26 protein-coding genes are annotated in these 26,246 nt (G+C 69.3%); 9 read left to right on the forward strand and 17 right to left on the reverse strand.

All coding sequences use genetic code 11. The features are described from left to right. Positions 1-38 precede the first annotated feature (38 nt). The 17 genes from nadC to DVH02_RS01915 all read right to left on the reverse strand — a co-directional run bounded on the left by nadC (position 39) and on the right by DVH02_RS01915 (position 16,641). Positions 39-920: a carboxylating nicotinate-nucleotide diphosphorylase gene (gene nadC / locus DVH02_RS01835; RefSeq protein WP_114621884.1), complete on the reverse strand. Its 882-nt coding sequence runs from the start codon at positions 918-920 to the stop codon at positions 39-41. 27 nt (positions 921-947) lie between these two features. Continuing rightward, positions 948-1,841, reverse strand: a complete 894-nt coding sequence (locus tag DVH02_RS01840) for an ABC transporter permease (RefSeq protein WP_114621885.1) — start codon at positions 1,839-1,841, stop codon at positions 948-950. Next, positions 1,807-2,619, reverse strand: a complete 813-nt coding sequence (locus DVH02_RS01845) for an ABC transporter permease (protein WP_114621886.1) — start codon at positions 2,617-2,619, stop codon at positions 1,807-1,809. Before DVH02_RS01845 ends, DVH02_RS01840 begins: the two co-directional genes overlap by 35 nt. Further along, a complete protein-coding gene (locus DVH02_RS01850; RefSeq protein ID WP_114621887.1) occupies positions 2,616-3,560 on the reverse strand; it encodes an ABC transporter ATP-binding protein in 945 nt (314 codons plus the stop codon). Before DVH02_RS01850 ends, DVH02_RS01845 begins: the two co-directional genes overlap by 4 nt. After that, positions 3,557-4,615 (reverse strand): hypothetical protein, encoded by a 1,059-nt coding sequence (locus tag DVH02_RS01855; protein WP_114621888.1) that lies wholly within the window; start codon positions 4,613-4,615, stop codon positions 3,557-3,559. The genes DVH02_RS01850 and DVH02_RS01855 overlap by 4 nt, the downstream gene beginning before the upstream one ends. Before the next feature lie 219 nt (positions 4,616-4,834). Further along, on the reverse strand, positions 4,835-5,836 hold the full coding sequence (locus DVH02_RS01860) for a carbohydrate kinase family protein (protein WP_114621889.1): 1,002 nt from the start codon (positions 5,834-5,836) through the stop codon (positions 4,835-4,837). Then, on the reverse strand, positions 5,833-7,140 hold the full coding sequence (hemW, locus tag DVH02_RS01865; RefSeq protein WP_114621890.1) for a radical SAM family heme chaperone HemW: 1,308 nt from the start codon (positions 7,138-7,140) through the stop codon (positions 5,833-5,835). Before hemW ends, DVH02_RS01860 begins: the two co-directional genes overlap by 4 nt. A gap of 7 nt (positions 7,141-7,147) precedes the next feature. Then, entirely contained in the window at positions 7,148-8,209 is a 1,062-nt protein-coding gene (locus DVH02_RS01870) for a beta-ribofuranosylaminobenzene 5'-phosphate synthase family protein (RefSeq protein ID WP_114621891.1), read from the reverse strand. Then, positions 8,190-9,503: a TrpB-like pyridoxal phosphate-dependent enzyme gene (locus DVH02_RS01875; protein WP_114621911.1), complete on the reverse strand. Its 1,314-nt coding sequence runs from the start codon at positions 9,501-9,503 to the stop codon at positions 8,190-8,192. The genes DVH02_RS01870 and DVH02_RS01875 overlap by 20 nt, the downstream gene beginning before the upstream one ends. A 3-nt stretch (positions 9,504-9,506) precedes the next feature. Beyond that, on the reverse strand, positions 9,507-10,205 hold the full coding sequence (locus DVH02_RS01880; RefSeq protein WP_147285983.1) for a 4'-phosphopantetheinyl transferase family protein: 699 nt from the start codon (positions 10,203-10,205) through the stop codon (positions 9,507-9,509). 32 nt (positions 10,206-10,237) lie between these two features. Next, a complete protein-coding gene (locus tag DVH02_RS01885) occupies positions 10,238-11,089 on the reverse strand; it encodes an acyl-ACP desaturase (protein WP_114621893.1) in 852 nt (283 codons plus the stop codon). Further along, entirely contained in the window at positions 11,086-12,000 is a 915-nt protein-coding gene (locus DVH02_RS01890; protein WP_233517985.1) for an SAM-dependent methyltransferase, read from the reverse strand. Before DVH02_RS01890 ends, DVH02_RS01885 begins: the two co-directional genes overlap by 4 nt. A gap of 13 nt (positions 12,001-12,013) precedes the next feature. After that, entirely contained in the window at positions 12,014-12,298 is a 285-nt protein-coding gene (locus tag DVH02_RS01895) for an acyl carrier protein (RefSeq protein ID WP_114621895.1), read from the reverse strand. 2 nt (positions 12,299-12,300) lie between these two features. Beyond that, the gene (locus DVH02_RS01900) at positions 12,301-12,813 is read right to left on the reverse strand and encodes a PaaI family thioesterase (protein ID WP_114621896.1); all 513 of its coding nucleotides are present in this window, start codon (positions 12,811-12,813) and stop codon (positions 12,301-12,303) included. Next, positions 12,810-13,670 (reverse strand): ferritin-like domain-containing protein, encoded by an 861-nt coding sequence (locus DVH02_RS01905; RefSeq protein WP_114621897.1) that lies wholly within the window; start codon positions 13,668-13,670, stop codon positions 12,810-12,812. Before DVH02_RS01905 ends, DVH02_RS01900 begins: the two co-directional genes overlap by 4 nt. 22 nt (positions 13,671-13,692) lie before the next feature. Beyond that, positions 13,693-15,381: an AMP-binding protein gene (locus DVH02_RS01910; protein WP_114621898.1), complete on the reverse strand. Its 1,689-nt coding sequence runs from the start codon at positions 15,379-15,381 to the stop codon at positions 13,693-13,695. A gap of 45 nt (positions 15,382-15,426) precedes the next feature. After that, complete coding sequence (locus DVH02_RS01915) at positions 15,427-16,641, reverse strand: cytochrome P450 (RefSeq protein ID WP_114621899.1); 1,215 nt, start codon at positions 16,639-16,641, stop codon at positions 15,427-15,429. 251 nt (positions 16,642-16,892) lie between these two features. On the opposite strand from DVH02_RS01915, the gene DVH02_RS01920 reads away from it, so the two are divergent. The 9 genes from DVH02_RS01920 to DVH02_RS01960 form a co-directional block, all read left to right on the forward strand. Then, positions 16,893-17,735 carry a TauD/TfdA dioxygenase family protein gene (locus DVH02_RS01920; protein WP_158575826.1) on the forward strand — a complete coding sequence of 281 codons (843 nt, stop codon included), beginning with the start codon at positions 16,893-16,895 and terminating at the stop codon, positions 17,733-17,735. Continuing rightward, positions 17,732-18,412, forward strand: coding sequence for a dTMP kinase (locus DVH02_RS01925; protein ID WP_158575827.1), 681 nt, complete (start codon positions 17,732-17,734; stop codon positions 18,410-18,412). The genes DVH02_RS01920 and DVH02_RS01925 overlap by 4 nt, the downstream gene beginning before the upstream one ends. A 134-nt stretch (positions 18,413-18,546) precedes the next feature. Further along, complete coding sequence (locus DVH02_RS01930; RefSeq protein WP_233517986.1) at positions 18,547-19,932, forward strand: lysine N(6)-hydroxylase/L-ornithine N(5)-oxygenase family protein; 1,386 nt, start codon at positions 18,547-18,549, stop codon at positions 19,930-19,932. Between the two features lie 54 nt (positions 19,933-19,986). After that, complete coding sequence (locus DVH02_RS01935) at positions 19,987-20,667, forward strand: FMN-binding negative transcriptional regulator (protein ID WP_114621902.1); 681 nt, start codon at positions 19,987-19,989, stop codon at positions 20,665-20,667. Continuing rightward, on the forward strand, positions 20,667-21,815 hold the full coding sequence (gene solA / locus DVH02_RS01940) for an N-methyl-L-tryptophan oxidase (protein WP_158575828.1): 1,149 nt from the start codon (positions 20,667-20,669) through the stop codon (positions 21,813-21,815). The genes DVH02_RS01935 and solA overlap by 1 nt, the downstream gene beginning before the upstream one ends. A gap of 248 nt (positions 21,816-22,063) precedes the next feature. Continuing rightward, positions 22,064-22,714, forward strand: a complete 651-nt coding sequence (locus DVH02_RS01945; RefSeq protein WP_233517989.1) for a TetR/AcrR family transcriptional regulator — start codon at positions 22,064-22,066, stop codon at positions 22,712-22,714. A gap of 137 nt (positions 22,715-22,851) precedes the next feature. Further along, positions 22,852-24,351 (forward strand): MDR family MFS transporter, encoded by a 1,500-nt coding sequence (locus DVH02_RS01950; RefSeq protein WP_233517987.1) that lies wholly within the window; start codon positions 22,852-22,854, stop codon positions 24,349-24,351. 410 nt (positions 24,352-24,761) lie between these two features. Further along, positions 24,762-25,148 carry a cold-shock protein gene (locus tag DVH02_RS01955; RefSeq protein ID WP_114621905.1) on the forward strand — a complete coding sequence of 129 codons (387 nt, stop codon included), beginning with the start codon at positions 24,762-24,764 and terminating at the stop codon, positions 25,146-25,148. A gap of 695 nt (positions 25,149-25,843) precedes the next feature. Then, positions 25,844-26,246, forward strand: a 403-nt coding sequence (locus DVH02_RS01960; protein WP_233517988.1) for an LLM class flavin-dependent oxidoreductase, incomplete at its 3' end; no start/stop codon positions are given.

A 26,246-nucleotide genomic window follows, 5' to 3' on the forward strand; every position in this document is an offset into this window, starting at 1 on the left:
GAGCGGGCCGGTGGACCGCCGGGTTCCGTCCTCTCCGCTCACGGCGTCAGCACTTCCCGGACGAGCATGCTCAGGTCCAGCGCCGGTGCGCTGTGGGTGAGCGCCCCGACCGAGATCGCGTCGACGCCGGTGCGCGCGTACGTGCTCACCCGGGCGAGAGTGATGGTGCCCGACGCCTCCAGCAGAGTGTCCCCGGCATCGCCGTGTTCCGCGCGCATACGCACGACCTCGGCGACCTCCTGCGGTGACATGTTGTCGAGCATGATCCAGGGAACGGCGTTCTCCAGGGCTTCCTTCGCTTCCCGCACGTCGCGCACCTCGGTCTCGATGACGACGTCCCTGCCTTCCTCGGCCGCGCCCGCGCGTACGGCGCGTACCGCGGCGCCGAGCCCACCGGCGGCGGCGATGTGGTTCTCCTTCAGCAGCACCATGGCGGACAGGTCGAGCCGGTGGTTGTGCCCGCCGCCCGCGGTGACGGCGTACTTGTCCAGGGCGCGCAGCCCGGGGGCCGTCTTGCGGCTGTCGAGGACGCGTACCGGCGCCCCGCCCAGGGCCTCGACGTACGCGGCGGTCAGGGTGGCGATCCCCGACATGCGCTGGAGGAAGTTCAGCGCGGTGCGCTCCCCGCTGATCAGGCTCCTGGCCGGTCCTTCGAGGCTGAGCAGCACATCACCGGAGAGGAGACGCGCGCCGTCCGGGACCCGCGGTGTCACCTGTACCCGGGGATCGACCTGCGCGTAGACCTCGGCCACCAGCGGCACTCCGGCGGCCACTCCGCGCCGCCTGGTGAAGATCTCGGCGCGCAGCCACCGGTTCTCGGGAACGCTCCAGCGTGTGGTGATGTCGTCGCCGGTGGCGTCCTCGGCCAGCGCGGCCGCGACGGCCCTGGCGGCCACGTCCTTGTCCCATGTCGTAGGCATGCTGTCTTCCTCCACTCGGGGTCCCGGTCAGCCGCTCTCGGTGTGACCGTGCGTGCGTGTGCGACGTGCCCAGATCCGCGCGAGAACGGCCGTGAGCGCCAACCACGCCAGCCCGACACCGAGTTCGGCCAGCAGCTGCCAGAGGAAGGGCTGTCCGGAGAGCGAGCGGCGCAGGGCCTCGATGCCGTTGGTCAGGGGCAGCAGCCGGCCCGCCCAGTGCGCCCACTCCAGGTCGGCGGCCCCGGTCGGCACCGCCCCGCTGAGCACGAGGATCAGGTAGAGCATGGCGTTGCCGAGCAGCAGCTCCGACCTGCCCATGATGGCCATCACGCCGACGGCGGCGCCCGCGCAGGTGCTGGTGAGCGCCATGACCGCGTACATCCACGACCGCGCGAGCAGTTCGGCCACCGTGCCCGGCCCGGTGAAGAGGAACCCCACGACGACGATGGTGAACAGGGAGATGAGCCATCCCTCGGCCGCGTACGGCCAGCACTTGGCGAGGAAGACCCGCAGGGGCGGGATACGGCCCGCGAGCAGCGGAGTGAGGGTGCGCTCGTCCCGGTCCAGCGGCGGGGCACCGCTCGCGCCGACCACGGTGGACAGACACATGACGAAGGCCGACACTCCGACGAAACTCGCCCGCGTGCCGAGGCCGGCGCTCCCCGACGCGAGACCGCCCAGCAGGACGTAGAACACCGCCTGGAGCACGGCTCTGGGGATTTTGGAGAACACGAGTACCCGGGGAGTGTCCTCGACCCGGTACAACTGCCAGGAGAACCGCAGCAGTTCCCGCGCCTCGGGGAGCCGGTCCACGCCGTCGCGCCGGGGGCCTTCCGGTTGGATCGTGCCGGGCTCGCGGGGTCCGGCCCGGTCCGGACGGAAGGCCCTAGGTGAATTCGAGTGTGCCGCGTGCTCGGGCACGGTCCACCACCTTCCGGAACAGCATCAGACCCGCGAGGAGGTGGACGGCCGTCAGCGCCGCGGTGGCCCACAGGGCCGCTCCGGTGGGTGACCCGAGCGCGGCGGCCACCATGTACTCCTTGGCCCAGCGCAGGGGCACCAGCAGGGCGACCCAGCGCAGCCAGGCCGGGAGCAGCTCGCCGGGGATCAGCGTGCCGCCGAGGATGTACACGGGATACAGCAGCGCGTTGCCCATGTGCACGCCGTGCCGGGTCAGGACGAACACACAGCTGAGGAGGGTGCCCATCGAGATCGCCGAGCAGACCACCGCGACGAGACCGACCAGCAGCAGCCCGGGATCGGCCACCCGCGGGCGCACCCCGAGCAGCAGGGACACCGCCGTTCCGACGACGGCGAGCACGCAGCAGGTGAACGTCACCGCGCCCGCGCACTTGCCGATCAGGACCAGCCGGGGGTCCCGGACCCCCACCACACTGCGGGACATGGTGCCCTGGACGATGTCCCGCCGGATGATGCCTCCGGCCATCCAGACGAGTCCGCCCCACAGACAGGTGACCAGGACGGAGATGAGGACGCGCGTGGAGGCGTCGCTCCGCGGCGCGCCGTGCGGCAGGGCGAGCAGCAGCAGGGCCGCGGGCTGCACCCCGGCGAGGACGACCACAGCCGGGCTGCCGCGGGTCAGGACGGCCTGGACGCGGGCGGATTCGTAGAGCACCGCCAGCACCGTACGCAGCCGGTCGAGGTACTCCGACGGGGCGTCGCGCGGTCCCTTCCTCATGGCCGGCCGACGCCGTACAGGCGCTGGAAGGAGTCCTCCAGGCGGGCGGGTGTCACTTCGAACGTGGTCACGGCGCAGCCGTCCAGGAGGGCGCCGATCTCCCCCAGTGAGGTGGTGCTCCACTCCTCGACCGCGAGTTCCACGGTCCACACCCCCTCGGTGTGTTCCCGGCTCCGCAGGCTGATCGCCCGGTAGGTGCCGGGACCGGGCGGGGCGCCGCTGCCGCTCACCTTGATCGTGGCGGCGAAGCCTGCCTTGCGGGCGAAGTCCGCGAGGCGCAGATCCTCCGCGACGCGGCCCTTGTCGAGCGCGACGACCCGGTCCGCCAGCTCCTCGACGTCCAGCAGCTGATGGCTGGTCAGCAGGATGGTGACTCCGCGATCCCGGAGTGCGGAGATCTGCGCGCGCAGCCGGGCCGCCTCCACCGGGTCGAGACCGATGGTGGGCTCGTCGAGCAGTACGAGGCTGGGGTCGGTGGCGAAACCGATCGCGAGGTGGAGGCGTTGGCGCATGCCGCGGGAGTACGTCTGCACCGCCCGGTCGGCGGCGTCCGACAGGCCCACGCTCTCCAGCGACCGTTCGACCACCTTGCGCAGGCCCCGGGGCGAGGCGCCGTTGAGCATCGCGAAGAAGCGCAGGTTCTCGCGTGCGGAGAGCCGGTTGTAGAAACCGCGCTCGCCGCCGAAGACGACCGACTGCCGGCGGCGGACCTCCTCCGGCCGCGCGGTGACGTCGATGCCGAAGACCCGGGCGGTGCCTCTGCTGGGCAGGAGCAGGGTGGCCAGAATCTTGGTCAGGGTGGTCTTCCCCGCTCCGTTCTCGCCCAGCAGCGCGACGATCTCCCCCTCGTCGACGGTGAAGTCCACCCGGTCCAGGGCGGTGACACGGTGGCCCGAGGAGACGAAGTCGCGGCCGAGGCCGGCCACCTCGACGGCCTTCATCGGCCCGGCGTTTCGACGACGCCCATGGCGGCGAGCGCCTCCAGTGCCTCGCCCACCTCGTGCGGAGTCACCTCGCCGTCGACCCACTGGGCGAACTCCCCGTGGATCTCCGTCACGGTGGCCCCGGTGCACATGCTCCACAGCCGGGCCATGTGCTCGTTGAGGTCGTAGGCGACGTTGGGTCCGGCCAGGACGAATCCGTCGGCGAACCGGATCAGGCTGTGGAAGGGATCCTGGAGCGGGCCGCCGCCCAGGCGCCGCGGCCGCAGCCTCTCGATGTCCGCGGCGCCGTCCCAGCCGTCCGTCGTCGCCACGGCGACCAGCGCGACGGCCAGCGACGCCCTGCGCCTGACCACCGCCTCCGCGCGCTCGGCGAGGCCGTCCAGGGGGACAGGTTCGTGCAGGAGTTCCCAGAGGGTGGGGAAGAGGGGGCCGAGGAGCCGGGACCGGGCCGCGCGGCGCAGCAGGAACTTCGGCCCGATGTAGAGATCGCGCTCGGCCGAGAGGAGCGCGTCGAGACCGGCCTTGACGGCGTCGTGCGTGGCGAGCAGGGCGGTGTAGGGGTCGCCGATGGCCAGGGCGCCGTGGGCGTCCTCCAGCAGTACGCCGACCTCGTAGGCGTTCCGGTAGATCATGACCTTGGCGACCACGTCGCGGTCGGGTCCCGGCAGGGCGCCGTGGAGGGGGAGGGCGGCGCCCATCGCGTACCGGACCGTTCTGGTCATCTCCGCGCGGTCCAGACTTCCCTGCGCGCGATCGGTCCTGGTGACGGCGTACCGCGCCATGCGCTCCGCCAGCCGCTGCCACGAGGCCAGGGAGACGGTCGTGAGATCGAGACGGCGGCCGTGCGCAACGTGCTGACGCGCCGATTCCGACGTCCGGTGGACCGCGACGATGTCGAGATCCGATTCGGCGTGGCCCAGACCTACGGAAAGGCTCCCGATGATGAATGCGCCCTCACAACCGTGCGGATGGGTACGCTCGACGAGGCTTACGGCCTCACCGGAATCCCGGGAAGTGAAGAAACGGTCCTCGATGCCGTACTCATTGCTCAACTCGATCCCCGTGTCCTTACCGGATGGGCGGGCACCCGGGCCATAAGCGGCCACGATGGGCGCCCGCCGCGCCTGAGACATTTCTCGGTGACTCTCCGGCTATTTACAGCGCTTTGCTTCCGCTGCAGGTCACAGCCTTCTTTATTTCGAACTTCATTACTCTTCACCTCCTTGGTCGGATGATTTAAAACGCTCCCGCGATGAAATACCGTACGCGCATCATTTGAGAACGCGCAATCCCTGTGGGGGATGTGCGGCTGATTTATCGCGGAATACTCCGAGTGGAAATGTGTTTCCGTCCTCCCGGGTCTGCGCATGCGCTTGCCGCTGTGCGGCCGAGGCGGCGGAGAGATATCGGCCGGCCTCCTCGGCTCCGGTCCTGGCACACTCCTCGGGACCCGAGCCCGCCAGCGCCGCCGCGAGGAACCCCGCGTGGTAGGCGTCCCCCGCTCCCGCCGTGGGCACCTCGCGCGCCACGGCGTGGGGCGGTGCGGTGTGGACGGGCACGGCGCGTCCCGGGCCCGTGGTCCAACTGCCCCGTTCGCCGCCGGTGACGGAGACCAGCCGGGCGCGCCCCTGGAGTTCACGGCTGAGCCCGGCGCAGGCTTCCCGCGCGGTGGCGGCGCCCGTCCGCTCCATCGCCCAGGAGTCGGCCGCCACCAGGACATCGGCGTACGGCAGGAGCGTGCCGACACCGTCGGACACGTCACCGCGCCCGGCGTTCAACGAGACGGTGACGCCGCGCTCCCGGGCCAGCGCGCACAGTTCGAGCGAGGCGCGCGGGAAGCGTCCGTTCACATGCACCGCGTCGGCGTCCGCGAGGACACGCCGCAGTGGCGCGGGCTCGGCCCGTATCCCCGCCTCCAGCGTCCCGGGCAGGTTCCACAGCAGCGTCCGGGTCGGTGGCGTCTCCAGGACCAGGCAGGACGCGCTGGCGCCGGGGACGACCGCGACCTCCCGCCGGGCGATCCCCGCCTCGTCGAGCCGGTCGAGGAGAAACCGGCCCAGCCAGTCGTCGCCCACCGCGCTGACGAGGTCCGCGTCGATGCCGAGCCCGCGGAGCGCCGCCAGCACGTTGGTGGTGGCGCCCCCCATGCGCAGGTCCAGGGTCCGTACCCGGGGGTCGTTCTCCGGCAGCGGAGGCGCCGTGCACAGGACCCGCACGTCCGCCATGACCAGGCCGAGCCCCACTACCCGGGTACGGTGGGCGGGTTCGGTCATCGGTCCACTTCGAGGATGGGCAGCCCGCGCCTCGACAGGCCCAGCGTCTGCCGGTCGTCCGGGGCCTCGTAGAAGAGCTTGCCGATGTTGTTCACCTTGCGCACCCCCTCGGCGGTGAGCCGCAGCAGGGTCCCCTCCCTTCTGATCAGCCCTCCCTCGACGAGCCGTACCAGTTCCGGTCCGAAGACGGCGTCGACACCGACGCCGTACTGCCGTCGGAAACGCTCCGTGTCGAACGGGTCCATCCGCAGCCCGAACATCATGGTGCGGCGCATCCTGGCGTGCACACTGAGCACCGAACCGGCCGCCGTGGCGGCCCCGTCGGCGTTCGCCCGCTTGACGTAGTCCCCGATGGAGTAGGTGTTGATGGTGTGCCGGCCGTCCATGTACGTCACCGCGCTCGGTCCGACGCCGACCCACTCGCCGTCCTCCCACTGGAGTTCGGTGTAACGACAGCGCGGGGTGGAGCGCCGGACGAAGTCGAAGACGTTGTAGTGCTCGTAGCCGTTCTCCTCGAAGATCTCGCAGGCGGCGTCGAACATCTCCCGCTCGATGTCCTCCCCGGGCAGTTCGAGTTCGCCCTTCTGCAGCCGGGACCACAGGACGGTGTTCTCCCGGATCCACAGGGGATAGAAGCTGACGTGCGCGGGGTCGCAGGCGAGGGCGTCGCGCACCGAGCGGCGTACGTCGGCGACGGACTGGCCGGGCAGCCGGTAGATCAGGTCCAGATTGATGTTGTCGAGTCCCGCCTCGTGCGCCAGCCGTAACGCCTCGCGCGCCTCGGCGGCGGTGTGGTCCCGCCCGATCTCCTTGAGCACGTCGTCGTTGAAGGACTGCACGCCGATGCTCAGCCGGTTGCCGCCCGCCTCCCGGAACAGCTTCAGTTTCTCGCCGCTGAGCGAGGCGGGGCTCCACTCCATACTGAATTCGCAGTCGTCCGTGAACTCGAAGGACGAGGTGATGCGGTCCAGGAGCCGCCGCAGCTGCCGGGGCGCCAGCAGGGAGGGGGTGCCCCCGCCGATGAACACCACGTCGAGGGGGCGCCCGGCCACCTGTCCGCGCTGCCGCACGGTGCGGATCTCGTTCTCCATGGCGTCGAGGAACTCGTCCATCTCGTCGTGCAGATCGTCGCCGACCTTCACCTTGTACTTGCAGAAGTGACAGCGGTGGGCGCAGAACGGGATGTGCGCGTACAGCCCCATCGTGGGGCGCGACCAGGCTCCCGCCGGGTCCATCGCGGCGATGCGGGCGGGATACCAGCGCACATAGTCGCGCTCGATCTCCTCCAGCTCTGTCTCCGTCATGGCGTCGTCACTCCTCAGAATGGCCGACGGCCGCCGGGCGGCCGAAGTTCGTGGTGATCAATGACGTGAGGCGCATTCCGGCCCGTCGTGCCCCGGCCCGGACGCGCTCGGCCAGTTCCGCGCCGTGGTGGACGGTGCGGTCGTAGACCGCGTACACCAGCGGACCGGTCGAGCTGAGTCCGCCGCCCGCGGCACCCTGAGCGCACATCAGGTCCAACAGGGGCCGCCAGGAACGCAGTTCCTCGCGCCGCCAGTGGGCCTGCTTCCACCCGATGTCCTGAAGGGCCGTCAGACAGTGCCCGAAAGCCGGCAGGTCGCCTTCCTCGAGGGCGGGGAGCAAACCCATCAGGACCGTATGGGTGACCGCCTGGACGGCCGGCAGGGGCAGGGGAGTGTGCCGGGTCATGAAATCCTTCTCGGCGGCCCCTTCCAGCCCCCGCACACCCGCCGGGACGGCCAGCACCACCCCCCAGTGCTCCGGAGGCATCCGGGAGTACAGCAGGGGCGGCACGGGCACACCCTCGGCGAACCGGCTCGGCAGGAACGCGCCCTTGTCCCGCACGCGATGCCCCCCGTCCACCAGGAAGCCGCCCCGTGAGAACGCGTGCACCCCGATACCGGAGGTGCCGCCGCGCCCGGACAGGGCCACGAGTTCCCGGTCGGAGAGTGTCCTCCCGCCGAGTTCGGCCAGACCGCGCAGCGCGCTGAGCCGCAGCTGTGTCCCCGAACCCAGCCCGCAGTGGGCCGGCACGGGGCCGAGCAGCCGCGCGTGCACGGCCTCACTCACCCCGAGCGCGGACGCCGCGTGCCGGATCGCCGACGTGACCCGTGCGGCCTGTGCGGCGTCCGCGGTTCCCTCGCAGCGCAGCGTGTCGCCCCGGCTCAGCGACAGACGCAGACCGGGTTCGTCCACCGCGAAGCCGACGCTCCCGTCCCGGCGGCCCGTCGAGCCGTTCATGTCGATCAGGGTGATGTGGACCCGGGACGGCGCGCGGACCTCCACCTCGTCCGGAGACGGGAAGGCCCCGGGACGGGCGGGGCGGACGTCCTCAGAGGAGGCCGAGGACATCCGCGTACCCCTGAAGGTCCAGGTAGCCGTGTCCGCTCAGGCAGATGACGATGTTGCGCGGAGCGCCCGAGGTGCCTCGCCGCGCCTCCTCGATGGCCGCGAGAATGGCGTGCGAACTCTCCGGCGCGGGCAGCACCCCCTCGGTGCGCAGGAACAGCTGGCCCGCTTCGAAGACCTCCTGCTGGTCGAAGGAGCGGGGGGTGACCAGGCCGTGCTTGACGAGGCTGGAGAGGATGGGCGTCTTGCCGTGGTAGCGCAGGCCGCCCGAGTGGATGGGCGGCGGCACGAAGTCGCTGCCCAGTGTGTACATCGGGATGCGCGGAGTCTGCCGCTCGGAGTCGGCCCAGTCGTAGCGGAACTCGCCCTTGGTGAGCGTGGGGACGGTGGCCGGCTCGGCCGCGATGCACAGCGGCTTCTCCGAGCCGGTGACGAACGGAGCCACGAAGCCGGTGAAGTTGCTCCCGCCACCGACACATCCGACCAGGACGTCGGCGCCGACCCCGGCCTTCGCGAGCTGAGCCTGCGTCTCCAGACCGATGACCGTCTGGTGCATCGCCGCGTAGTACGACATACAGCCCAGGGCCAGCCGGTGGGACGGGTTGTCGCGGACCAGCTCGATGGCCTCCGCCATCCCGATGCCCAGGCTTCCGGGGCTGTCCGGGGCGTTCGCGAGCACACCGCGGCCGGCGTCCGTCGTCTCGCTCGGGGAGGAGATCACCTCCGCTCCCAGCATCCGCATCAGGTTGCGCCGGTAGGGCTTCTCGTCGAAGCTCTTGCGGACCATGAACACCTTGAGCTTCAGGCCGAAGGCCGCGCAGGCCAGGGCCAGCGCGGTGCCCCACTGCCCGGCCCCGGTGTCCGTCACGAGCGTCTCCACGCCGTCCTGCGCCGCGTAGTACGCCTGCGCCAGAGCGGTGTTGAACTTGTGACTGCCGCCGGGGTTGAGGTCCTCGCGCTTGTAGAAGATCCGGTCGGAGCTGTCGAGGTACTGCTCAAGCCCCTTGGCGCGCACCAGAGTCGAGGGTCGGTAGCGCGTGTACGTGCTGTGCACCCGCTCCGGCACCTCGATCCACGAATCCGTGGCGTAGCGGCCCTTCAGCAGCTCGATGCGCAGGCACTCGGTGGGCCACAGCCAGTCGTAGTCCTCCTCCAGCGCCGGACGGTCCTCCTTGGAGTGCAGGTGAGGCTCGATGTCGTACGGCAGGTCGACGACGAGGTTGTACCAGTGCGTGGGCACCTCGTCCTCGGAGAGCACGAAGCGGTTGGGCGCGGCCTGTTGCTCGGCTGTGGTCATCATTCACTCCTTGGGATGTTCACGTGTGAGATCCAGTGGAGGAGCTTTCTCGCGGACCGCCGCGAGTACGTGATCCGGTGTGACCCTGCGGCGTGCCGGAGTCCGGCGCCCGCTGACGCACACCGCGGTCACCAGGCCGGCGCGAGCGGATCGCCACACCCGGAGATCCTCGTGTCCGCTGCCGGCCACCCGCACCCAGAGCCGTCCCCGGGGGCAGCGCCACATTCGGTAGTCACGCAGCGAAGGAGAGGGGCGCCGGTGGGCCTTGAGCGCGGCCTCCTTGCAGGTGACCAAGATGGTGGCCAGCAATCCGGGCGCCAACTCCCGCCATTCGTCAGGAGGTTCGCCCGGAGCGAGCAGTCTCGGCAGGAGAACGGCGTTACGGACGTCGACCGGCTCGATATCGACGCCCAGCGGCCCCTCCCGGCCGTCACGCGAGACGGCGCAGGCGGCGAGCGTGCCGGTGTGCGCGAGCGAGACCCCTACCGCGCCGGGGGCGCCGGATATCCGGGGCGCGCCGTCGCGGTCCGTGACGATCTCGGTGCCGTGGTATCCGGTGGCCCAGCGGACGGCGGCCTTGGCGGTGAGCCGGGTGCGGACCCACTCCCGGCGCCTGGGGCCGCGCAACGTGGCGGCATGCGCCCGTTCCCACTCCCCGAGCAGCTCCTCGGGGGCATGCCGCCCTCCCCAGTCGCAACTCACGACCAGAGGGCCTGCCGCGCGCCGGGCCGAACTCACCGCACCCGCCGGATGGCCTGGACGAACTCGCCCAGGTCGGTGACGCTCGCGTCGCCCGGCGTGTCCACGAAGCCCCGTACCAGCCGTACCACCGCGTCGTACGACTCGGTGTGGTCGTACGAGGTGGCGTCGGCGACCTTCAGGGACCAGCGCCAGTACCCCTTCATGGTGTCGGCGAGAGGCATCCGGAACGTCGCGATGACGTCCTTCAGGCCGGGCACGGCCGCCGAACCGTCACGAGCGACGTACGCGCCCACAAGGTTGCTGTAGAAGGCGAAATGGCGCGCCTCGTCGCGAGCCAGCCGACCCAGCAGGTCCTTGAGGAAGGGTTCACTGACCGTCTCGCGGAAACGCTGGTAGAAGAGCTGCGTCGCCTTCTCCTGCACCAGGGTGTAGGTGAAGGACTGGACCGGATGCTCGTAGGGCAGGGTGAACTCCTTGCGCCCCTCCGCGGCCAGCTCGGCCAGCACTCCCTCCCGGGTCGCCATCTCCGTCTCGATCTGATAGCGCGTCAGCGCCGAGGCGTGCCGCTCCTCGTCGTTGGCCCAGGCGACCAGGAACCGGAAGTACTCCCGGTTGAAACCGAAACGCTCCAGTTCCTGCTGGGCGTCGGCCACCGGGAACGCTTCGAGGAAGTGCGAGAGATAGCCGGGGATGTGGTCCTCGACGAAGGTGATGAAGCGGACGGCGGACCGGTCGGTCTCCGTCAGCCGCTCGGGGCGCAGACTCCCCCAGTCCAGTTCGTTCAGCGTCCAGGTGCGCTCGCCGGCTCGCGTCACCGCCTGGTCCACCAACTGGTGCATCTCCAGGGCGGGCAGCAGGTCGTCGAGCAGGGCTGTCTCGGTCATGGTGCCACCTTCGGACCCAGTCGGGTCTTGGCCGCGGTGAGGGCGTAGTGCTTGGAGGTGTAACCCCACCCGGCGTTGGCCGTGCGCAGGTAGCGCACCAGCGGCTCGGCCATGCCGGGGGCGACCGCCTCGATCCGGTCGCTGTTGGCCAGGGCCCGGCGCTCCCACTCCTCGATCGTGCGGTGGTAGTGCGCGGTGAGGTCGTCCAGCGCCTCCAGGCTGAAGCCCGCGGACTCGGTCGCCTCGATGAGGTGGGAGAACGGAACCATGTCGGCGAAGCCGAAGATCGTCTCCGTGACGTGCTTGGTACCGGGCCGCTGCGCGAACTCCTGGTAGACCTCCGCGCTGCGGAAGGAACTCTCCGAGAGGTAGAGCCGGCCCTGGCGCCGCAGCGAGTTGTACGCCTTGCGCAGCACCGCCACCCGGTCCGGCATGTGGATGATCGACCCGAGCATCGTCGTCGCGTCGTACCGCCCGTCGACGTCCAGATCGGAGTACGAGCCGACCCGGATGTCGACCCGCGACGCCACGCCCAGCCGCGCCGCCCGGTCCCTGACGAACTGCGCCTGCGGGGCCGACGGGGTGATACCGGTGACCTCGCAGTCGTACTCCGTGGCCATGAACAGTGTCAGGCTGCCCCAGCCGCAGCCGATGTCGAGCAGGCACTCACCGCCGCGCAGGCCGAGGCGCTCGGCGACGAAGCGCAGCTTGGCGGTCTGCGCCTCCTCCAGGGTGTCGTCGGGGGTGCGGTAGAGACCGGAGCTGTACTTGAGACGCTCGTCGAGGAAGGCCTCGAAGACCTCCGGCGGCAGCTCGTAGTGCTCGTTGGTGGCGCGCCGCGCCTCTTCCGGCGGCAGGGCGAGGTCGCCGTCACGCCCGGCGTGCAGCGCCGCACGGGGTTCCGTACTCACGCGGGTGGCCATATCAGGCTTCCGTACCGGACTGGGCGAGGACGAGATCGGCGAGTTCACGGGAGGTGCGCACGCGGAAGATGTCCTCGTCCTCGAACTCGACGCCGTAGACGCGTTCGATCTGCGCGACGACGCGCAGCAGTCGCACGGAGTCCGCGCCGGGAAGCTCCTTGAGGACCGTGTCCTCGGCGATCTCGTCTATGCCGATGCCCAGTTCCTTGCCGGCCTGACTGCGGACCTCGTCGAGTACGGCGGCGGCCTCAAGGGTGGTGGACGAGGGGTCGGTCTGCTGAGCCATGGTCATCCAATCGCGTGGTCGAAGTAGTGGGCGAGGCGGTCACGGTCGGCTCCGACCAGACCCATGTGGCCCTCAGCCTGATCCGAACTGATCGGCTGGTAGGCGGAGCTGGACATCACATGCGGGGTGCCGTCGAGGGAGACGACATCCGCCGCGGCATGCACCACACCGTTGCCCTCACCGGTGATGGCGGCCACGGCACGGTAGGGGACACCGGTGCGCAGGGGCCTGAGGAACTTGGTGCGAAGGGTGACCGAGAACGCCAGCATGCCCCGGTCCAGGGCGATCAGGTCCCCCATCAGCTCGTCCACCAGAACACTGACGATGCCGCCGTGGACGACTCCGGGATAGGAGGCGTACTCGTCGGAGAAGGTGATCTCCGTGGCCAGCCCTCCGTCGTCGGTGCGGTGCATTTCGAGGGCGAGGCCGATCCGGTTGCGCGGGGAACAGCCGAAGCACTGGAAACGCGGTTCGTCGATCCAGGGCAGTCGGACCGGGGCGGCCTCGGTGGTCATCGCTCTCCGCCCGCGGGCTGGGGCAGCTCGGCCAGGATGCGGCGGATGTCGCGGAGCTTCGTCACCGGCTCGCCGGTGAGTTCCGCGAGGGTGTCGAAGAGCTGCCGGTGGATGCGGTCCCACTCCGTGCCGTCGTCGACCTCGCCGAAGTACCGGAAGACCTCGTCGATCGTGACATGGCCGTCCAGCTCGGGCAGGTTGCCCTTGAACTTGCTCACCGGGTGGGTGTAGCGGCCGGCGGGGTCGGCCATGTAGACGTAGAAGGTTTCGAGCACCGAGGCCAGCTCGTGCGGGTGGGTGACCAGCCGACGGGCCGTGTAGTGGATGAACTCCCGTGCGTGGCGCGCCTCGTCACCGCTCGCCCGCTTCATGATCTTCGAGATCACCGGCTCCTCGGCCACCCGGCTCACACACTTGTACATGTGGTTGGTGGCGATCTCGGAGATGATGTTGGTGGCGAGGGTCGCCGAGGGGGTGATCCCGGGGGGATACGGCGCGCGCATCGCGTTGATCTGCTCGTAGCCGACGTCCGTGCCGGCGAGCCGCAGCCACTTCTTGAACACGAGGTGGTGCTGCAGCTCCTGGTAGCCCCACAGGCAGACGAAGGCCGAGAAGTCGTAGTCGTCCTCGAACTCGTTGAAGAAGCCGTGCTGCGCCGCGATCGAGTTGGACTCGCCCATGACCGCGCCCATGGCGAACGCGATGTACTCCGGGCGGACCAGATCGGGACGGAACTCCTCCCACGGGATGTCGCTCAGCTCCCACGAGGCGTTCTGATAGATGGGGAAGACGTCATAGCTGTGCAGGGGCTCCGCGTCGAGATCGCGGGCGGTCTCCAGCTTGTGCGGGGTGGTCATGGGTGTGTCCTCCGTGTTCGGTTCAGTCGGCGTTGGTCTGCCCGGCGGTGACAGCCTCGGCGTTTACCTCCGCCAGACGTCGGCGGGTGAGCGAGCGCTGCCACTTGCCGCTCGTGGTGCGCGTGATCCAGCGCGGCTTGACCAGGTGGACGCGTACGTCGGAGAAGTCCATCTCCCGTACGACCCCGGCGGCGATCTCCGAGGCGAGGTTCGCACCGGCCTTCCTCGGGTCGGCCTCGACGACCACCCGGACCACCTCGGCGCCGCTCTCCTCCACGTCCGAGAAGGCCACACAGCGCTTGCGATAGACACCGGGCGCCTCGCGGGCGATCGCCTCGATGTCGTCCGGGAAGAAGTTCTGCCCCCGGACGATGACCATTTCCTTCGTGCGGCCGGTCACGAACAGATCGCCCTCGTGCTGGAAGCCGACGTCTCCGGTGCGGAACCAGCGACCGTCGAAGGCGGCCGCGGTGGCCTCGGGGTTGTTGTAGTAGCCCGAGGTCACGGGGGCGCCGGTGATCTGCACCTCACCCAGCTCGCCCGGCGCGCACTCGCGGCCCTCCTGTGTCATCAGCCGCATGCCGATGCCGTGCACGGGGCTGCCGAGCGCCACCACGTCCTTGGCGCCGCGCGCGTCGCGCGCCACGGGCTTCGCACGGCCCGTCGCGGCCAGTTCGGCCCGGTCCACGGAGAGCACCCGTACCGGGCTGCCCGGCTCGGGGAACGTGATGCCCAGGGTGGCCTCGGCCATGCCGTACACCGGGTACATCACGGTGTCCCGCAGTCCGGCGGGCGCGAGGTGTGCGGTGAACCGCTCCGCGGTGGCCGCGCTCACCGGCTCGGCGCCGTTGAAGGCCAGCCGCCAGGCCGACAGATCGAGCTGCTCGACCAGCTCCGGGGGAGTCGCCTCGATGATCTGGGCGTAGGAGAAGTCGGGCCCGGTCATCACCGTGCCGTGGTGCTCGGCGAAGTACTTCAGGAGCTGGGCGGGCCGGCGCAGGAACGCGGTGGGGGTGAACACGTGCACGTCGGCCCCGTTGAGCAGATGGGAGAAGAGCCCCACCAGGCCCATGTCGTGGAAGGTCGGAACCCACTGCATGAACACGTCGTCCGGGCTGAACTTCCCGGACACGACACACGCGAGCAGCCCGGCCGCCATCGCGCTCTGGGTGAGCTGGACCCCCTTGGGCGCGCTCGTGCTGCCCGAGGTGAACTGCACCACGGACAGCGCCTGCGGATCCACGCCGGGCAGCAGGCGGGCACTGCCCGTCGCGGCGACCCGCGGATCGATGAGCACCAGCCCCGGCACCTGTTCGACCAGCAGAGCGCCCAGGTTCTTGAAGGAGTCCCCGAGCACCACATGCCGGATGCCGCCGACTCGCAGGATCCTGGCCAGACGGCGCGCGGTGCCCTGTTCGTCACCGAAGCCGGCGGGCAGGGGCAGCACACTGCACGCGGCACCGGAGCGCTGCACACCGAGGAAGAGACTGAGGAAACGCGCGTCCGTGGGAACGAGCAACCCTACGATCGAACCGGGGCCGACGCCGTGCTCCATCAGACCGAGCGCGCAGCGCAGCGATTCCTCGGCCAGCTCCGTGGCCGTGACCCGTTCCTCGCTGCCGGGGAACACGGCCGCCGCGTTCGGCGAAGCCTGGGTGTGGTGGAGGAAACACTCGGTGAGTGTTTCGCCGGACAGCAGGGAGCTTCGCAAGGGAAGATGTCCTTTCAGGGCGTGACCGGGGACTTTGACGTGAGGTCAGGGAACAAGGTCGACCCGCAGCTCACTCAACCCCCTGAAATTGACATGCGGCCGCCAGACGAGGTTCTCCGTCGAAAGCGAGATGTCCCGATAGCGCCGCAGCATTTCCCGGAAGACCAGGCGTCCTTCGATTTTTCCCAACAGGGCACCGATGCAGTAGTGCGGACCGCCGCCGAAGGCCAGAGGCTTGATGTCGGTTCGCGTCATGTCCAGCTCTTCCGGGTGCGCATAGCGACGCGGGTCCCGGTTGGCGGCGCCCAGAAGAATCATCAGTTTCGAACCGGCGGGAATGGTCTTCCCGCCCACCTCGATATCCGCGGTCGCGATACGGGCGACGAGCTGGACCGGAGCGTCGTACCGGACGAACTCGTCGACGCCCTCCTCGATGAGATCGGGATCCTCGCGCAGCAGCCGCATCTGGTCGGGATTCCGGAGCAGCGCCAGCATCCCGTTGCCGACCAGGTTCACCGTCGTCTCATGGCCCGCGTTGAACAGGAGCAGCACGTTGGCGATGACCTCGTCGTCCGAGAGCTGTTCGCCGTCCACCTCCGCGAGCATCAGGCGGGACAGGATGTCGTCCTGCGGATCCGTGCGGCGCTTGGCCAGATGCTCCCCGATGTACGCCCGGAACTCCACCAGGGAGGCGTTCATGGTCTGTTGTGTCTCGTCGTTCAGGGAGGGGTCCACGACGTGGCCGATGGCCTCGGTCCACTTGCGGCACTGCTCCCGGTCCTCGACGGGAAGACCGACGAGCCCGCAGATGACCGTCACCGGGAGGGGGAGCGCGAGAGCGTCGATGAGGTCGATTCCCTCCCCGTCGCCCATCTCGTCCAGAACCCGATCGAGAATCGCCGAAATACGTGGACGCATATCCATGATGGAACGTGCGTTGAACACGGGATTGACCAGGCCACGGATACGACGATGGGCGCCACCGTCCAGCATGAGCATCCACATTCGGGTATCGGTCACCACGGGGCTGTCCCAGCCGCCCCGGTGTTCGGCCCACTTCGCGTCCCGGTGGAACTCGCTCGTGAGCCGGGGATCGCGGAGAAGCAGCGAGGACTCCTCGAAGCCCGAAACCGCCCAGAATCCGAAGGGGGTCCGGTGGACGGGTTCGCGCTCACGCAGCCTTGCATAGAAGGGATAGGGATCGCTACGCATCTTCGGATCACGAGGATTGTAGAGAATTTCCTGTGGCACTGCGTCCATGGTCGGACAGCTTGACAGGGGGCCCGGTTCCCGAGCAATAGGTCCAAGGTCCCACGTCGGCACTGCTGTTATCCGTCCGATCCTGAGGTGTAATGAATCCCGGCCGACCGGACGGTGGCCGAGGAGGGCCCGAGCGGAGACCGTTGACCCGTGCGGCCGAGGGCACGTCAGACGGCCCGCCGGACACGGGAGTCGGTCCCCTTCCGGCGCGGCGCGGATGTCGGCGATGTCGGCGGCAAGGAGCTCCGTACATGATCACCTTTAAACCGATGAGCGGGTCCTTCGGCGTGGAGGTGTTCGGCGTACAGCTGGGCTCTCCCGCGGCCGAAGCCCGCGGGCCGGAGCTGGTGGAGGCGTTGCACCGCCACCAGCTTCTGCTCTTCTCCGGTCAACACCTCACGGTGGAGGACCAGTTGGGGACCACTCGGCTCTTCGGCAGCCCGTCCCTGCCGTGGGACCCCACGCACGCGCACCCCGACAGCCCGTTCGCCGAGGTCTTCCGCGAGTCCCCGCCGCGCGCGTACCGGCGACCGGCCGAACACTGGCACAGCGACGCGTCCTTCCGGACCGAGCCCACCGATGCGACGCTTCTGTACGGTGTGGAGGTTCCCGCGGAAGGCGGACGCACACACTTCAACGACACCCGCGCACCGCTGGCCGCGCTGCCGTCGGCTCTGCGGGAACGCGTCGCGGGGCTCAGCGCCGTACACGACTTCGGAAGGAACTTCTCCAACCTGCGACAGGCGTCCCGGCGGGTGACGGTGGAGGACGCCGAGCGGGAACTCCGGGACTTCCCGCCGGCCACCCACCCGTTGGTCCGCCCCCACCCGGTCACCGGTGAGCCCGCGCTCTACCTGAACGAGATGTGCCTGGACCATGTGGAAGGTCTCGGCGACGCCGAGAGCCGCGCGCTGATCGAGGAGCTGTACGCCCACACCCTGCGCCCCGGCTGGCAGTACGTCCACCACTGGCGGCCGGGCGATCTGCTGGTGTGGGACAACCCCTCACTGCTGCATCGCGGCGAGAACGTCCCCCAGGGCCTGCGCCGTCTGGTCCACCGCACCACGGCGGCCTATCGCGGAGGAGACCGTTGAGTCAGGAATGGCGGCTCCCGCTCAAACCGCACGGGCTGCCGGGGACGCTGATCGCGTTCGACGGGGTGGACGGCAGCGGCAAGACCACCACCCTCCGGCTGACCCGCTCCTACCTGCGCGCGCACGGACGCACCGTGCGCGGATTCAAGCTGCCCTCGCGCGAACTGAAGCGCATGAAGTGGTTCAGGGAGTACAGCGCCGACCCCTTCGGCGCCGTGCGCGAGGGGAGGGTGGATCCCCTCGCCATGTGCTGCTCCGTGCTCGGGGACAGGCTGATGACGGTCCGGGCCGGCATTCTGCCGTGTCTGCGGGCCGGCCGGACCGTGATGGTCGACCGCTATCTGTTCACCCCCCTCGGTGAGCTGCTCATGCACAGGGTCCCGCCCGAAACACGCGCGGTGGTGGAGCCGCTGCTCGACTGTTTTCCGGCCCCGGACCTCTCGGTCTTCACCACGGTGTCGGCGGCGGAGGCCAGCGGACGGGTCCGTGGCCGGGTCGGCGAGAGGGACGACCCGCTCTCCCTCGACGTCTACGAACACCGGGTCGACGCCTTTCGGCGCCTGGCCCTGAGCAACGGCGGTCTGCTGCTCGACACGTCCCTGGGAGTGCGCCCCGCCTTCGAGACGCTTCTACCCCATCTACGGGCCACGGAGCATGATGCGACGCCATCGATATGAGAGGAATTCCGCCGCCGCGACGCGTCCGCGGCGGCCGGTACAGCCCACCTCCATCCGGTGTCCGGTTCTTCGATAATTCACCGGAGCAGGACGATTTTCCTATGGGGTGAGTCCTTGACCGTTCGAGATCGCGCGTGCAGGCTCATTCCCGAATCCCGTACCTTGTTGTGCACGTCGGACTCCCGAGGGAGAACATCTTGACCGCAAGCACGGATACGGTGCTGTACTCCCCGTCGGCAAGTGAAGGCGATGAAGCTCCACTCGACGTGCTCGGCGTCGGATTCGGTCCTTCGAACCTCTCCCTCGCCATTGCCCTGGGGGAGCAGGAGAGGCCGCGGCCCAGGGTTCATTTCTATGAACGCCATCCCCGGTTCTCCTGGCACGGGGACATGCTCCTGAAGGATGCCACCATGCAGGTGCATTTCCTCAAGGACCTGGTGACGCTACGGAATCCGGGGAGCCCGTACACGTTCCTCTCCTATCTGCACAGTCGGGAACGGCTGGTCGATTTCATCAACCACAAGGTCCTGTTCCCGAGTCGTGTCGAGTTCCACGACTATCTCGAATGGGCCGCGAACGCGTACTCGGACCGCGTCAGCTACGGCTGCGAGGTGTCCCGGGTCGAGCCGGTCTGGGCGGATTCCGGGCTGCGGCACGTGAACGTGCATCTGACGCCGAGCGGGCCCGACGGCCCCCGGCACGTGGTCCGACAGGCGAGGAACGTGGTGCTGGCCCCCGGGCTGCGACCACACCTTCCCGAGGGCGCGGAGGAATCCGAACGCGTCTGGCACAGCAGCCGCCTGCTCACGCGGCTGGAGGGCATCCCCCGCGACGAACCGGTGACGTTCACCGTCGTCGGGGCGGGCCAGAGCGCCGCGGAGGTCACCGCGTATCTCCACGGCCGTTTCCCCGGGGCCCTGGTACGGGCGGTCTTCTCGCATTACGGATACAATCCGGCGGACGATTCCCCGTTCGCCAACCGAATCTTCGACCCGACGGCCGTGGACGAATTCTTCGAGTCGTCCCACACCGTTCGCCAGATGCTCATCGACCGTCATGGGAGCACCAACTACTCGGTGGTGGACCAGGATCTGATCGAAGAGCTGTACCGCATCTGGTACCAGGAGAAGGTGACCGACGACCGGCGTCTGCTGATCGACAACGTCTCACGGATCCTGGAAGTCGAAGAGACTTCCGGCCGGCTCTCTCTCACCCTTGAGTCCCTCACCACCCGCGAGAAGAGAAGCGTGGCCTCCGACTATCTGGTCTATGCGACCGGATACCGCCCGGCGCCGCCCGAAAGCATCATCGCCCCCGAAATCATGAAGCTGTGCAAACGTGACAGCTCCGGCCGGCTCCGCGTCGATCGTGACTACCGCATCCGGACGGAGGAAGGAGTGCACTGCGGTTTCTATCTGCAAGGGGCCACGGAACACACGCACGGACTTTCCTCGACGCTGTTGTCCAACATCGCCGTGCGGGCCGGTGAGATCGCCTCCTCACTGCTGGCCCGCGGATAGTGGCCTGTTCGGGCCCGCCCCGCATGTCTCGGACCGGAGAAGGAGAACTACGGCATGTACGTTCCTGCCCATTACCGGGGCAGTCCCGAGGCGGCGCTGGCCGTGGTGCGCGCCGGCCCGCTGGCGACCCTCGTCACCGGTGCGGACCCGGTGCCCTTCGCCACCCATCTGCCGGTGATCGTGCCGCCGGAGGTGGAACAGGCCCTGCGGGACGGCCCGGCGGACCTGCGCGGTCACCGTCTGATCGGCCACATGAACCGGGCCAACCCGCACTGGCGCCACATCGCCTCGGGAGAGCATCCCTCCCTGCTCATCTTCCGGGGGCCGGACGGGTACATCTCCCCGGAGATCTACGGCTACACACCGGCCGCACCGACCTGGAACTTCACAGCGGTCCACGTCCGCGGGACGCTGCGGCCCCTCCCGGCGGGGGAGGAGACCCTCCGGGTGATCCACCGGACGGTCCGCGCCCTGGAGGGCCGCTTCGGACGCCGATGGGACATGCGGGAGTCCCTGGACTATTTCGACAAGATCGTTCCCGCCGTCGGAGCCTTCGAGCTGGACGTCGAGGAAGTGGACGGCATGTTCAAGCTCAGTCAGGAACTGAACGAGGAGACCAGGGAGAAGACCACACAGCACTTCGCGACCAGCGAGCACGGCACACACCGTGACCTCGCGAACGAGATGGAGCGCGTGAACGCCGCCCGCTGTCCGATGTCCGAAAGGGAGAAGTAGTGGAAGAGCGTTACGATGTCGCCGTCGTGGGACTGGGTGGCCTGGGCAGTGCCGCATGCCGCTCCCTGGCCGCGGCGGGCCTGAAGGTCCTCGGACTGGAACGCTACGGACCCGTCCACGACCTGGGCGCCAGCCACGGTGAGTCGCGGGGGGTCTGGCAGGCGTACTTCATGGGCCCCGAGTACGTGCCGTATCTGCGCCGCGCCTACACCCTGTGGTCGGAGCTGGAGCAGGTGAGCGGTGAGACCCTCTTCCACCGCACCGGTGGCCTGTGCATCGGCCCCGCGGACGGCACCCTGGTGCCGGCCGCCCGGTCCAGTGCGCAGCAGTGCGGCCTCGAACACGAATACCTCACCGCGGACGAGGTGCACTCCCGCTACCCGCAGTTCGAGCCGACGGCGGACTGCGCCGCCGTCTACGACCCGGGCTCCGGGTTCGTCCAGCCGGAGCAGACCGTGCGCGTCCAACTGGAGCTGGCCCGGAAGAACTCCGCCGAGCTGCGCTTCAACGAAGAGGTACGGGAGATCACCGAGACCCGTGACGGATCGCGTGTGCGCACCGACCACGCGGTCTACGACGTCGGGCATGTGGTGGTGACGGCCGGCTGCTGGGCTCCCGGTCTGCTGCCCGCGCTCGACCTGCCGGTCCAGGTCCTGCGCAAGGTCATGCTGTGGTTCAACCCCGAGGGCGGCGCCGAGGACTTCCAGCCGGGCCGCTTCCCGTACTGGATATGGGAGGGCGACGGCATGGTGGGGTACGGGCACCCCGCCGCCAACGGTCTGCACGGCGGGGTGAAGGCGGGGGTGCACAGCGGCGGCACACCGGCCGATCCCGACCGCGTCGACCGCTTCGTGCGCCCGGAGGAGATCGCCGAGATCCAGGACTTCCTCCGGACCCGGATACCGCGGCTGTCGGGCGCGGGCCGTTACCGCAAGAGCGCCGTCTGCCTCTATGACAACACCCCGGACCAGGCGTTCGCCATCGGTCCGGTATCCGACCGGGGCCGCGTCGTGGTCGCCGCCGGAACATCGGGACACGCTTTCAAATTCGTCCCCGCCATCGGCGAATCCCTCACGGAACTCGTCACGGACGGCACCACCAGCCAGGATCTCTCGCTCTTCGACCCCCAGCGCTTCGCGTCCAACTGACCCCCCGCTGGGGGAGGGAGGGCTCCGGCGTCGGCGAACCGGCCTCCGGGGAACGGGAGCGGCGCCGCCGTCCGGCGGCCGGAGGATCTCCGGCCGCCGGGTGGTGACCTCGGTGAAGCCGTGACATCGGCGGGGCCGTGACATCGGTGGAGCCCGGGGGCCGTGCCCGCCGCGCCGAGGTGCTCCGACCCCGCTCATTGTCCGTCGTCGCCGACATGGCGATGTGTGACAATGTGGCGGTGGCTGACATGTGTGAGGAAGAAGTCGCGGTGACACCGGAGGGGAGCACCCGCTCCGGTCTCAGGGAACGCCGACGCCGCAGTACGCGGGACGAGATCAGCGCCGCCGCCCTGGACCTGTTCGAGTCGCAGGGGGTGGAAGCGACAACGCTGGAGCAGATCGCCCGCGCCGCCGACGTCTCCGCCCGTACCGTGCTGCGTCATTTTCCTACCAAGGAGGACGCGGCCCTGCTCATCCATCAGGATTTCGCCGACGCCCTGGAAGCGCGGCTCGCCCGGGACAGCGGGCACCCTCCCATGGCGTTGCTGGCCTTGGTCTACTCCGATGTTCTGGGGACCTACGGCACCGGAGACGGCCCCGCCGCCCGGCAGATGCTCCGGGTGTGTCAGCTGATGACCGTCAGCCCCGCGTTGCACACCGCCGGTCTGCGCCTGGACGCCGAGCAGTCGAAGCGGCTGGTGGAACGCATCGCGAAGATCACCGGAACCGACCCCGAACTGGACCTTGAGCCCAGGCTGGCGGTGGAGATCACCACCGCGGCGGTGCGTGTGGCGCTGGAGGTGTGGGTGACCCGGATCCGCAGGGGCAACCCCGTGGACGCGCGCGAACTGTTCACCCAGGCGTTGCGGATCATCCACGCGCCCCCGCCCGGCGAATAGCGCCTGCCAGAGGCCGCGCGCTCCCGAACGTACGTACAGATGTGATCCGGCCCGCGGCGACCCGGCGTGCCGCACGGCACCCGCCTCGCCGGACACGCGAGACCTTGCCCCACGAGCAGAGCTACAGGACGCGATAAATGCCTGACCACATAGAGATGCCTGACCACATAGAAAAGACTGTCCGGCCGCAGGACGTCGGCACCGAGCCAGGGCTGCCGACCGAGACACGCATGATCATCGGTGTCCTCGTGGTGTCGGCGTTCGTCGTCATGCTCAACGAGACGATCATGAGCGTGGCGATGTCACGGCTCATGGACGATCTCGGCATCCCGGCGTCGACGGCTCAGTGGCTGACGACCGGCTTCCTCCTCACCATGGCGGTGGTCATCCCTGTCACGGGATTCCTCCTTCAGCGCTTCCACGCCCGAACGCTGTTCATCAGCGCCATGGGACTGTTCTGCGTGGGCACGCTGGTGTCGGCCCTCGCCCCCGGTTTTCCGTCCCTGCTGGCCGGTCGCGTCATCCAGGCCAGCGGGACGGCCATCGTGATTCCGCTGCTGACCACCACCATCTTGAACCTGGTTCCCGCCGACAGGCGGGGGCGGGTCATGGGAGTCGTCACGATCGTCATCGCGGTGGCCCCGGCCATCGGCCCGGTTCTCTCCGGGTTCATCCTGAGCGCGCTCGACTGGCGTTGGATGTTCTGGTTCGTGCTCCCCGTGGCTCTGCTGGCGCTCGCCATCGGATGCGTGCTCCTGAAGAACTTCACGACCCCCCGCAAGGTGCCCCTCGACCTCATATCCGTGGCTCTGTCCGCACCCGCCTTCGGCGGGCTCGTCTACGGACTCAGCGCGCTGGGGGAGAGCGCGGACGGGCACTCCGCGATCCCGTTGTGGATACCCCTGACCGTCGGGAGCGTGAGCCTGGCCGCGTTCGTCCTGCGGCAGATCACCCTGCAGCGGGACGGCCGTGCCCTCCTCGATCTGCGTCCCTTCGGCATCGCCACGTTCCGGGTGGCGTTGGCGCTCCTCGTTCTCGCCATGGCCTCGCTGTTCGGATCCTTCATCCTGCTGCCGCTCTATCTGCAGAACGTTCTCGGTCTCGGCACTCTGGCCACGGGGCTGCTCCTTCTCCCCGGCGGTCTGCTGATGGGGGCGATCTCGCCCTTCGTCGGACGGATCTTCGACCGAACCGGCCCTCGGCCCCTGGTCGTCACCGGCTCCCTCCTGCTCAGCGCGGCGCTGTGGGCCATGACCATGTACGGCGCCGACACCCCTGTATGGCTGGTCGTCATCGTGCACAGCGTGCTCATGCTGGGGGTGGCCATGATGATGACTCCCCTCATGGCCACCGCTCTTGGCTCGCTGCCGCAGCCCCTCTACTCCCATGGCAGCGCGACCGTGAACACGGTTCAGCAGTTGGCCGGCGCCGCGGGCACCGCTCTCTTCATCACCGTCATGGCGCAGCGGACCAGCGACAGTGCGGCGCGCGGTCTGAGCGTTGTCGCCGCCACCCAAGACGGTATACAGGCCGCGTTCGTCTGCGGGGCGCTGATTTCGCTGGTGGCCGTACTCGCGGCCCTGCTCGTGCGGAACAGGGGTGGGCAAGCCGCTTCGGGAGAGGCCGTGATCCACTGATCGGGGGCCTCGGCCTTCAGGGCGTGCCGGTCGGCTCGTCGGACGGCTCGTCGGTCGGCAAGACTAGAAGATTATGCCGATGTGCCGGCGCTCCGAAGCCCCGGCCCCGCGACGGCCGCACCGGTACGGGTCCTCGGTGCCCCGTGACGGCGGGCCACAGAACCGCCGCGTTCCCTTCGCCCCCGATCGCGCCGCACCCCGCCCTGACCTGCGATTTCTTCGGTGATCGTACGGACGGGCCCGAGGGCGCGGCGCGGTCGGCCGGCAACCCGCGGAGGCGAACTCCCGCCGCCCGTCACCCCGCGGACGCAGGGGGCCGCCGTGCGAACCGGGCTCGTGGACTTCGTCGGGGGGCGGTTATGATCCGGGCTGGTTGTCCGGGCAAGGGGCCCGGTCTTTTGGGGGTTGGCATGATCACTGGTCGTGTTGTTCGCTTCGACGGTGCCCGGGGTTACGGCTTCATCGCTCCGGACACCGGAGGCGAGGATGTTTTCCTGCACGTGAACGACGTGCTGTTGCCCGAGTCCCAGCTGTGCTCCGGGCTTGAGGTGGAGTTCGAGGTCGAGGACGGCGACCGTGGGCTCAAGGCCTCTTCGGTACGGCTCGCTCCGCGCGCGGCGGTCTCCACCGCGTCCGCGGCGGACGGGACCTGTGAGGTGTTCAGCAAGATGGAGTTCACCAGAGACGTCACCGAACTGCTGCTGACGGCGGGGCCGCAGCTGAGCGCGCAGCAGCTGGTCTCCATCCGTCGTGAGCTGCTGAAGTTCGCGGAGAGCCACGGCTGGATCGAGGACTGACCGCGCGGTTCACTTACCGAGCCGAGCCACGCGGCCCTCTCACCGGGCCACCGGGCCACGAGTCACCGGGCCACGAGTCACCGAGTCACCGAGCGGAACAGCGGCCTGTCGAACGTCCGACAGGCCGCTGCCGTGTCACGTCTCGCTCCCGGCTCTGCCCGTCCGCCGATGTCACACGAGGCTGGTCCTTCCTCGACCGGGAGATCAAGGGCACGCGCACGTCCCTCGGGTTCGCTCTCGGAGGAGATCACTTACAGGTACGGACCAAAGCTGGCCGAGGCGTGTGGTGACACGGCGGCAATCGGCCCCTCGGATGCCGCGCGGCCCCGCGCGGACAGGCCACCGCCGTCAGCCCCGGGCGCGCACCCGGTGCATTGACATTCCGGCCGATCACACAGAGACTCCCTCGCATGTACGAGGTCCCGCTGCTCACCCGCGAGCGCTGTGTCGACCTCGTACGCGTGTCCAGCGCCCAGTGTTGACCTTCCGGTCCACCGCGCGCCACGCCCTCTCGTCCCGTTCCCCTCGGCCGCGCGACGGCCGTGTGCCGTCGCGTCGCGCCTGATCCGCGCGGACCCATCCGTCCCGGCTGACCGCGGCCGGCACAGCGGATTCGCACCCACCGCGCCGGGGCCACCTTTCCACGGGTCGTCGCCCGCCTCGTCGCGACGGCGGCCGAGCAGAGATCGGAATCCATGATGAGCCCGGAATTCCTCTGGTACATCCCGAACACCGTCGAGCCGGGCCACCGCGGCGACGACACGACAACCGGCTGGGGCTCCATCGAGCACTCCACCGAGCTGGCCCGCACGGCCGAGGCACACGGCTGGGGCGGCGCGCTCCTCGGCGCCGGGTGGGGGCGCCCCGACACCTTCACCGTGGCCACCGCGCTGGCCGCCCGTACCCGCACCTTCAAGCCGCTGATCGCGATCCGTCCCGGCTACTGGCAGCCGGCCCATTTCGCCGCCGCGGCGGCGACACTCGACCAGCTCAGCCGCGGTCGGGTCCTGGTCAACATCGTCAGCGGACTCGACGATCCGGCCGCCTACGGCGACACACGCACCGACCCCGCACAACGCTACGCGCGCACCGGGGAGT

This window comes from Streptomyces corynorhini (genome assembly GCF_003346515.1).
GTDB lineage: Bacteria > Actinomycetota > Actinomycetes > Streptomycetales > Streptomycetaceae > Streptomyces > Streptomyces corynorhini.

Excerpts from the sequence above, each read along its gene's own strand:
- nadC (WP_114621884.1), bottom strand. The coding sequence starts at position 920 with ATGCCTACGACATGGGACAAGGACGTGGCCGCCAGGGCCGTCGCGGCC.
- DVH02_RS01845 (WP_114621886.1), bottom strand. The coding sequence starts at position 2,619 with ATGAGGAAGGGACCGCGCGACGCCCCGTCGGAGTACCTCGACCGGCTG.
- DVH02_RS01850 (WP_114621887.1), bottom strand. The coding sequence starts at position 3,560 with ATGAAGGCCGTCGAGGTGGCCGGCCTCGGCCGCGACTTCGTCTCCTCG.
- DVH02_RS01860 (WP_114621889.1), bottom strand. The coding sequence starts at position 5,836 with ATGACCGAACCCGCCCACCGTACCCGGGTAGTGGGGCTCGGCCTGGTC.
- hemW (WP_114621890.1), bottom strand. The coding sequence starts at position 7,140 with ATGACGGAGACAGAGCTGGAGGAGATCGAGCGCGACTATGTGCGCTGG.
- DVH02_RS01870 (WP_114621891.1), bottom strand. The coding sequence starts at position 8,209 with ATGTCCTCGGCCTCCTCTGAGGACGTCCGCCCCGCCCGTCCCGGGGCC.
- DVH02_RS01875 (WP_114621911.1), bottom strand. The coding sequence starts at position 9,503 with ATGACCACAGCCGAGCAACAGGCCGCGCCCAACCGCTTCGTGCTCTCC.
- DVH02_RS01885 (WP_114621893.1), bottom strand. The coding sequence starts at position 11,089 with ATGACCGAGACAGCCCTGCTCGACGACCTGCTGCCCGCCCTGGAGATG.
- DVH02_RS01895 (WP_114621895.1), bottom strand. The coding sequence starts at position 12,298 with ATGGCTCAGCAGACCGACCCCTCGTCCACCACCCTTGAGGCCGCCGCC.
- DVH02_RS01900 (WP_114621896.1), bottom strand. The coding sequence starts at position 12,813 with ATGACCACCGAGGCCGCCCCGGTCCGACTGCCCTGGATCGACGAACCG.
- DVH02_RS01905 (WP_114621897.1), bottom strand. The coding sequence starts at position 13,670 with ATGACCACCCCGCACAAGCTGGAGACCGCCCGCGATCTCGACGCGGAG.
- DVH02_RS01915 (WP_114621899.1), bottom strand. The coding sequence starts at position 16,641 with ATGGACGCAGTGCCACAGGAAATTCTCTACAATCCTCGTGATCCGAAG.
- DVH02_RS01920 (WP_158575826.1), top strand. The coding sequence starts at position 16,893 with ATGATCACCTTTAAACCGATGAGCGGGTCCTTCGGCGTGGAGGTGTTC.
- DVH02_RS01935 (WP_114621902.1), top strand. The coding sequence starts at position 19,987 with ATGTACGTTCCTGCCCATTACCGGGGCAGTCCCGAGGCGGCGCTGGCC.
- DVH02_RS01945 (WP_233517989.1), top strand. The coding sequence starts at position 22,064 with ATGTGTGAGGAAGAAGTCGCGGTGACACCGGAGGGGAGCACCCGCTCC.
- DVH02_RS01950 (WP_233517987.1), top strand. The coding sequence starts at position 22,852 with ATGCCTGACCACATAGAGATGCCTGACCACATAGAAAAGACTGTCCGG.
- DVH02_RS01955 (WP_114621905.1), top strand. The coding sequence starts at position 24,762 with ATGATCACTGGTCGTGTTGTTCGCTTCGACGGTGCCCGGGGTTACGGC.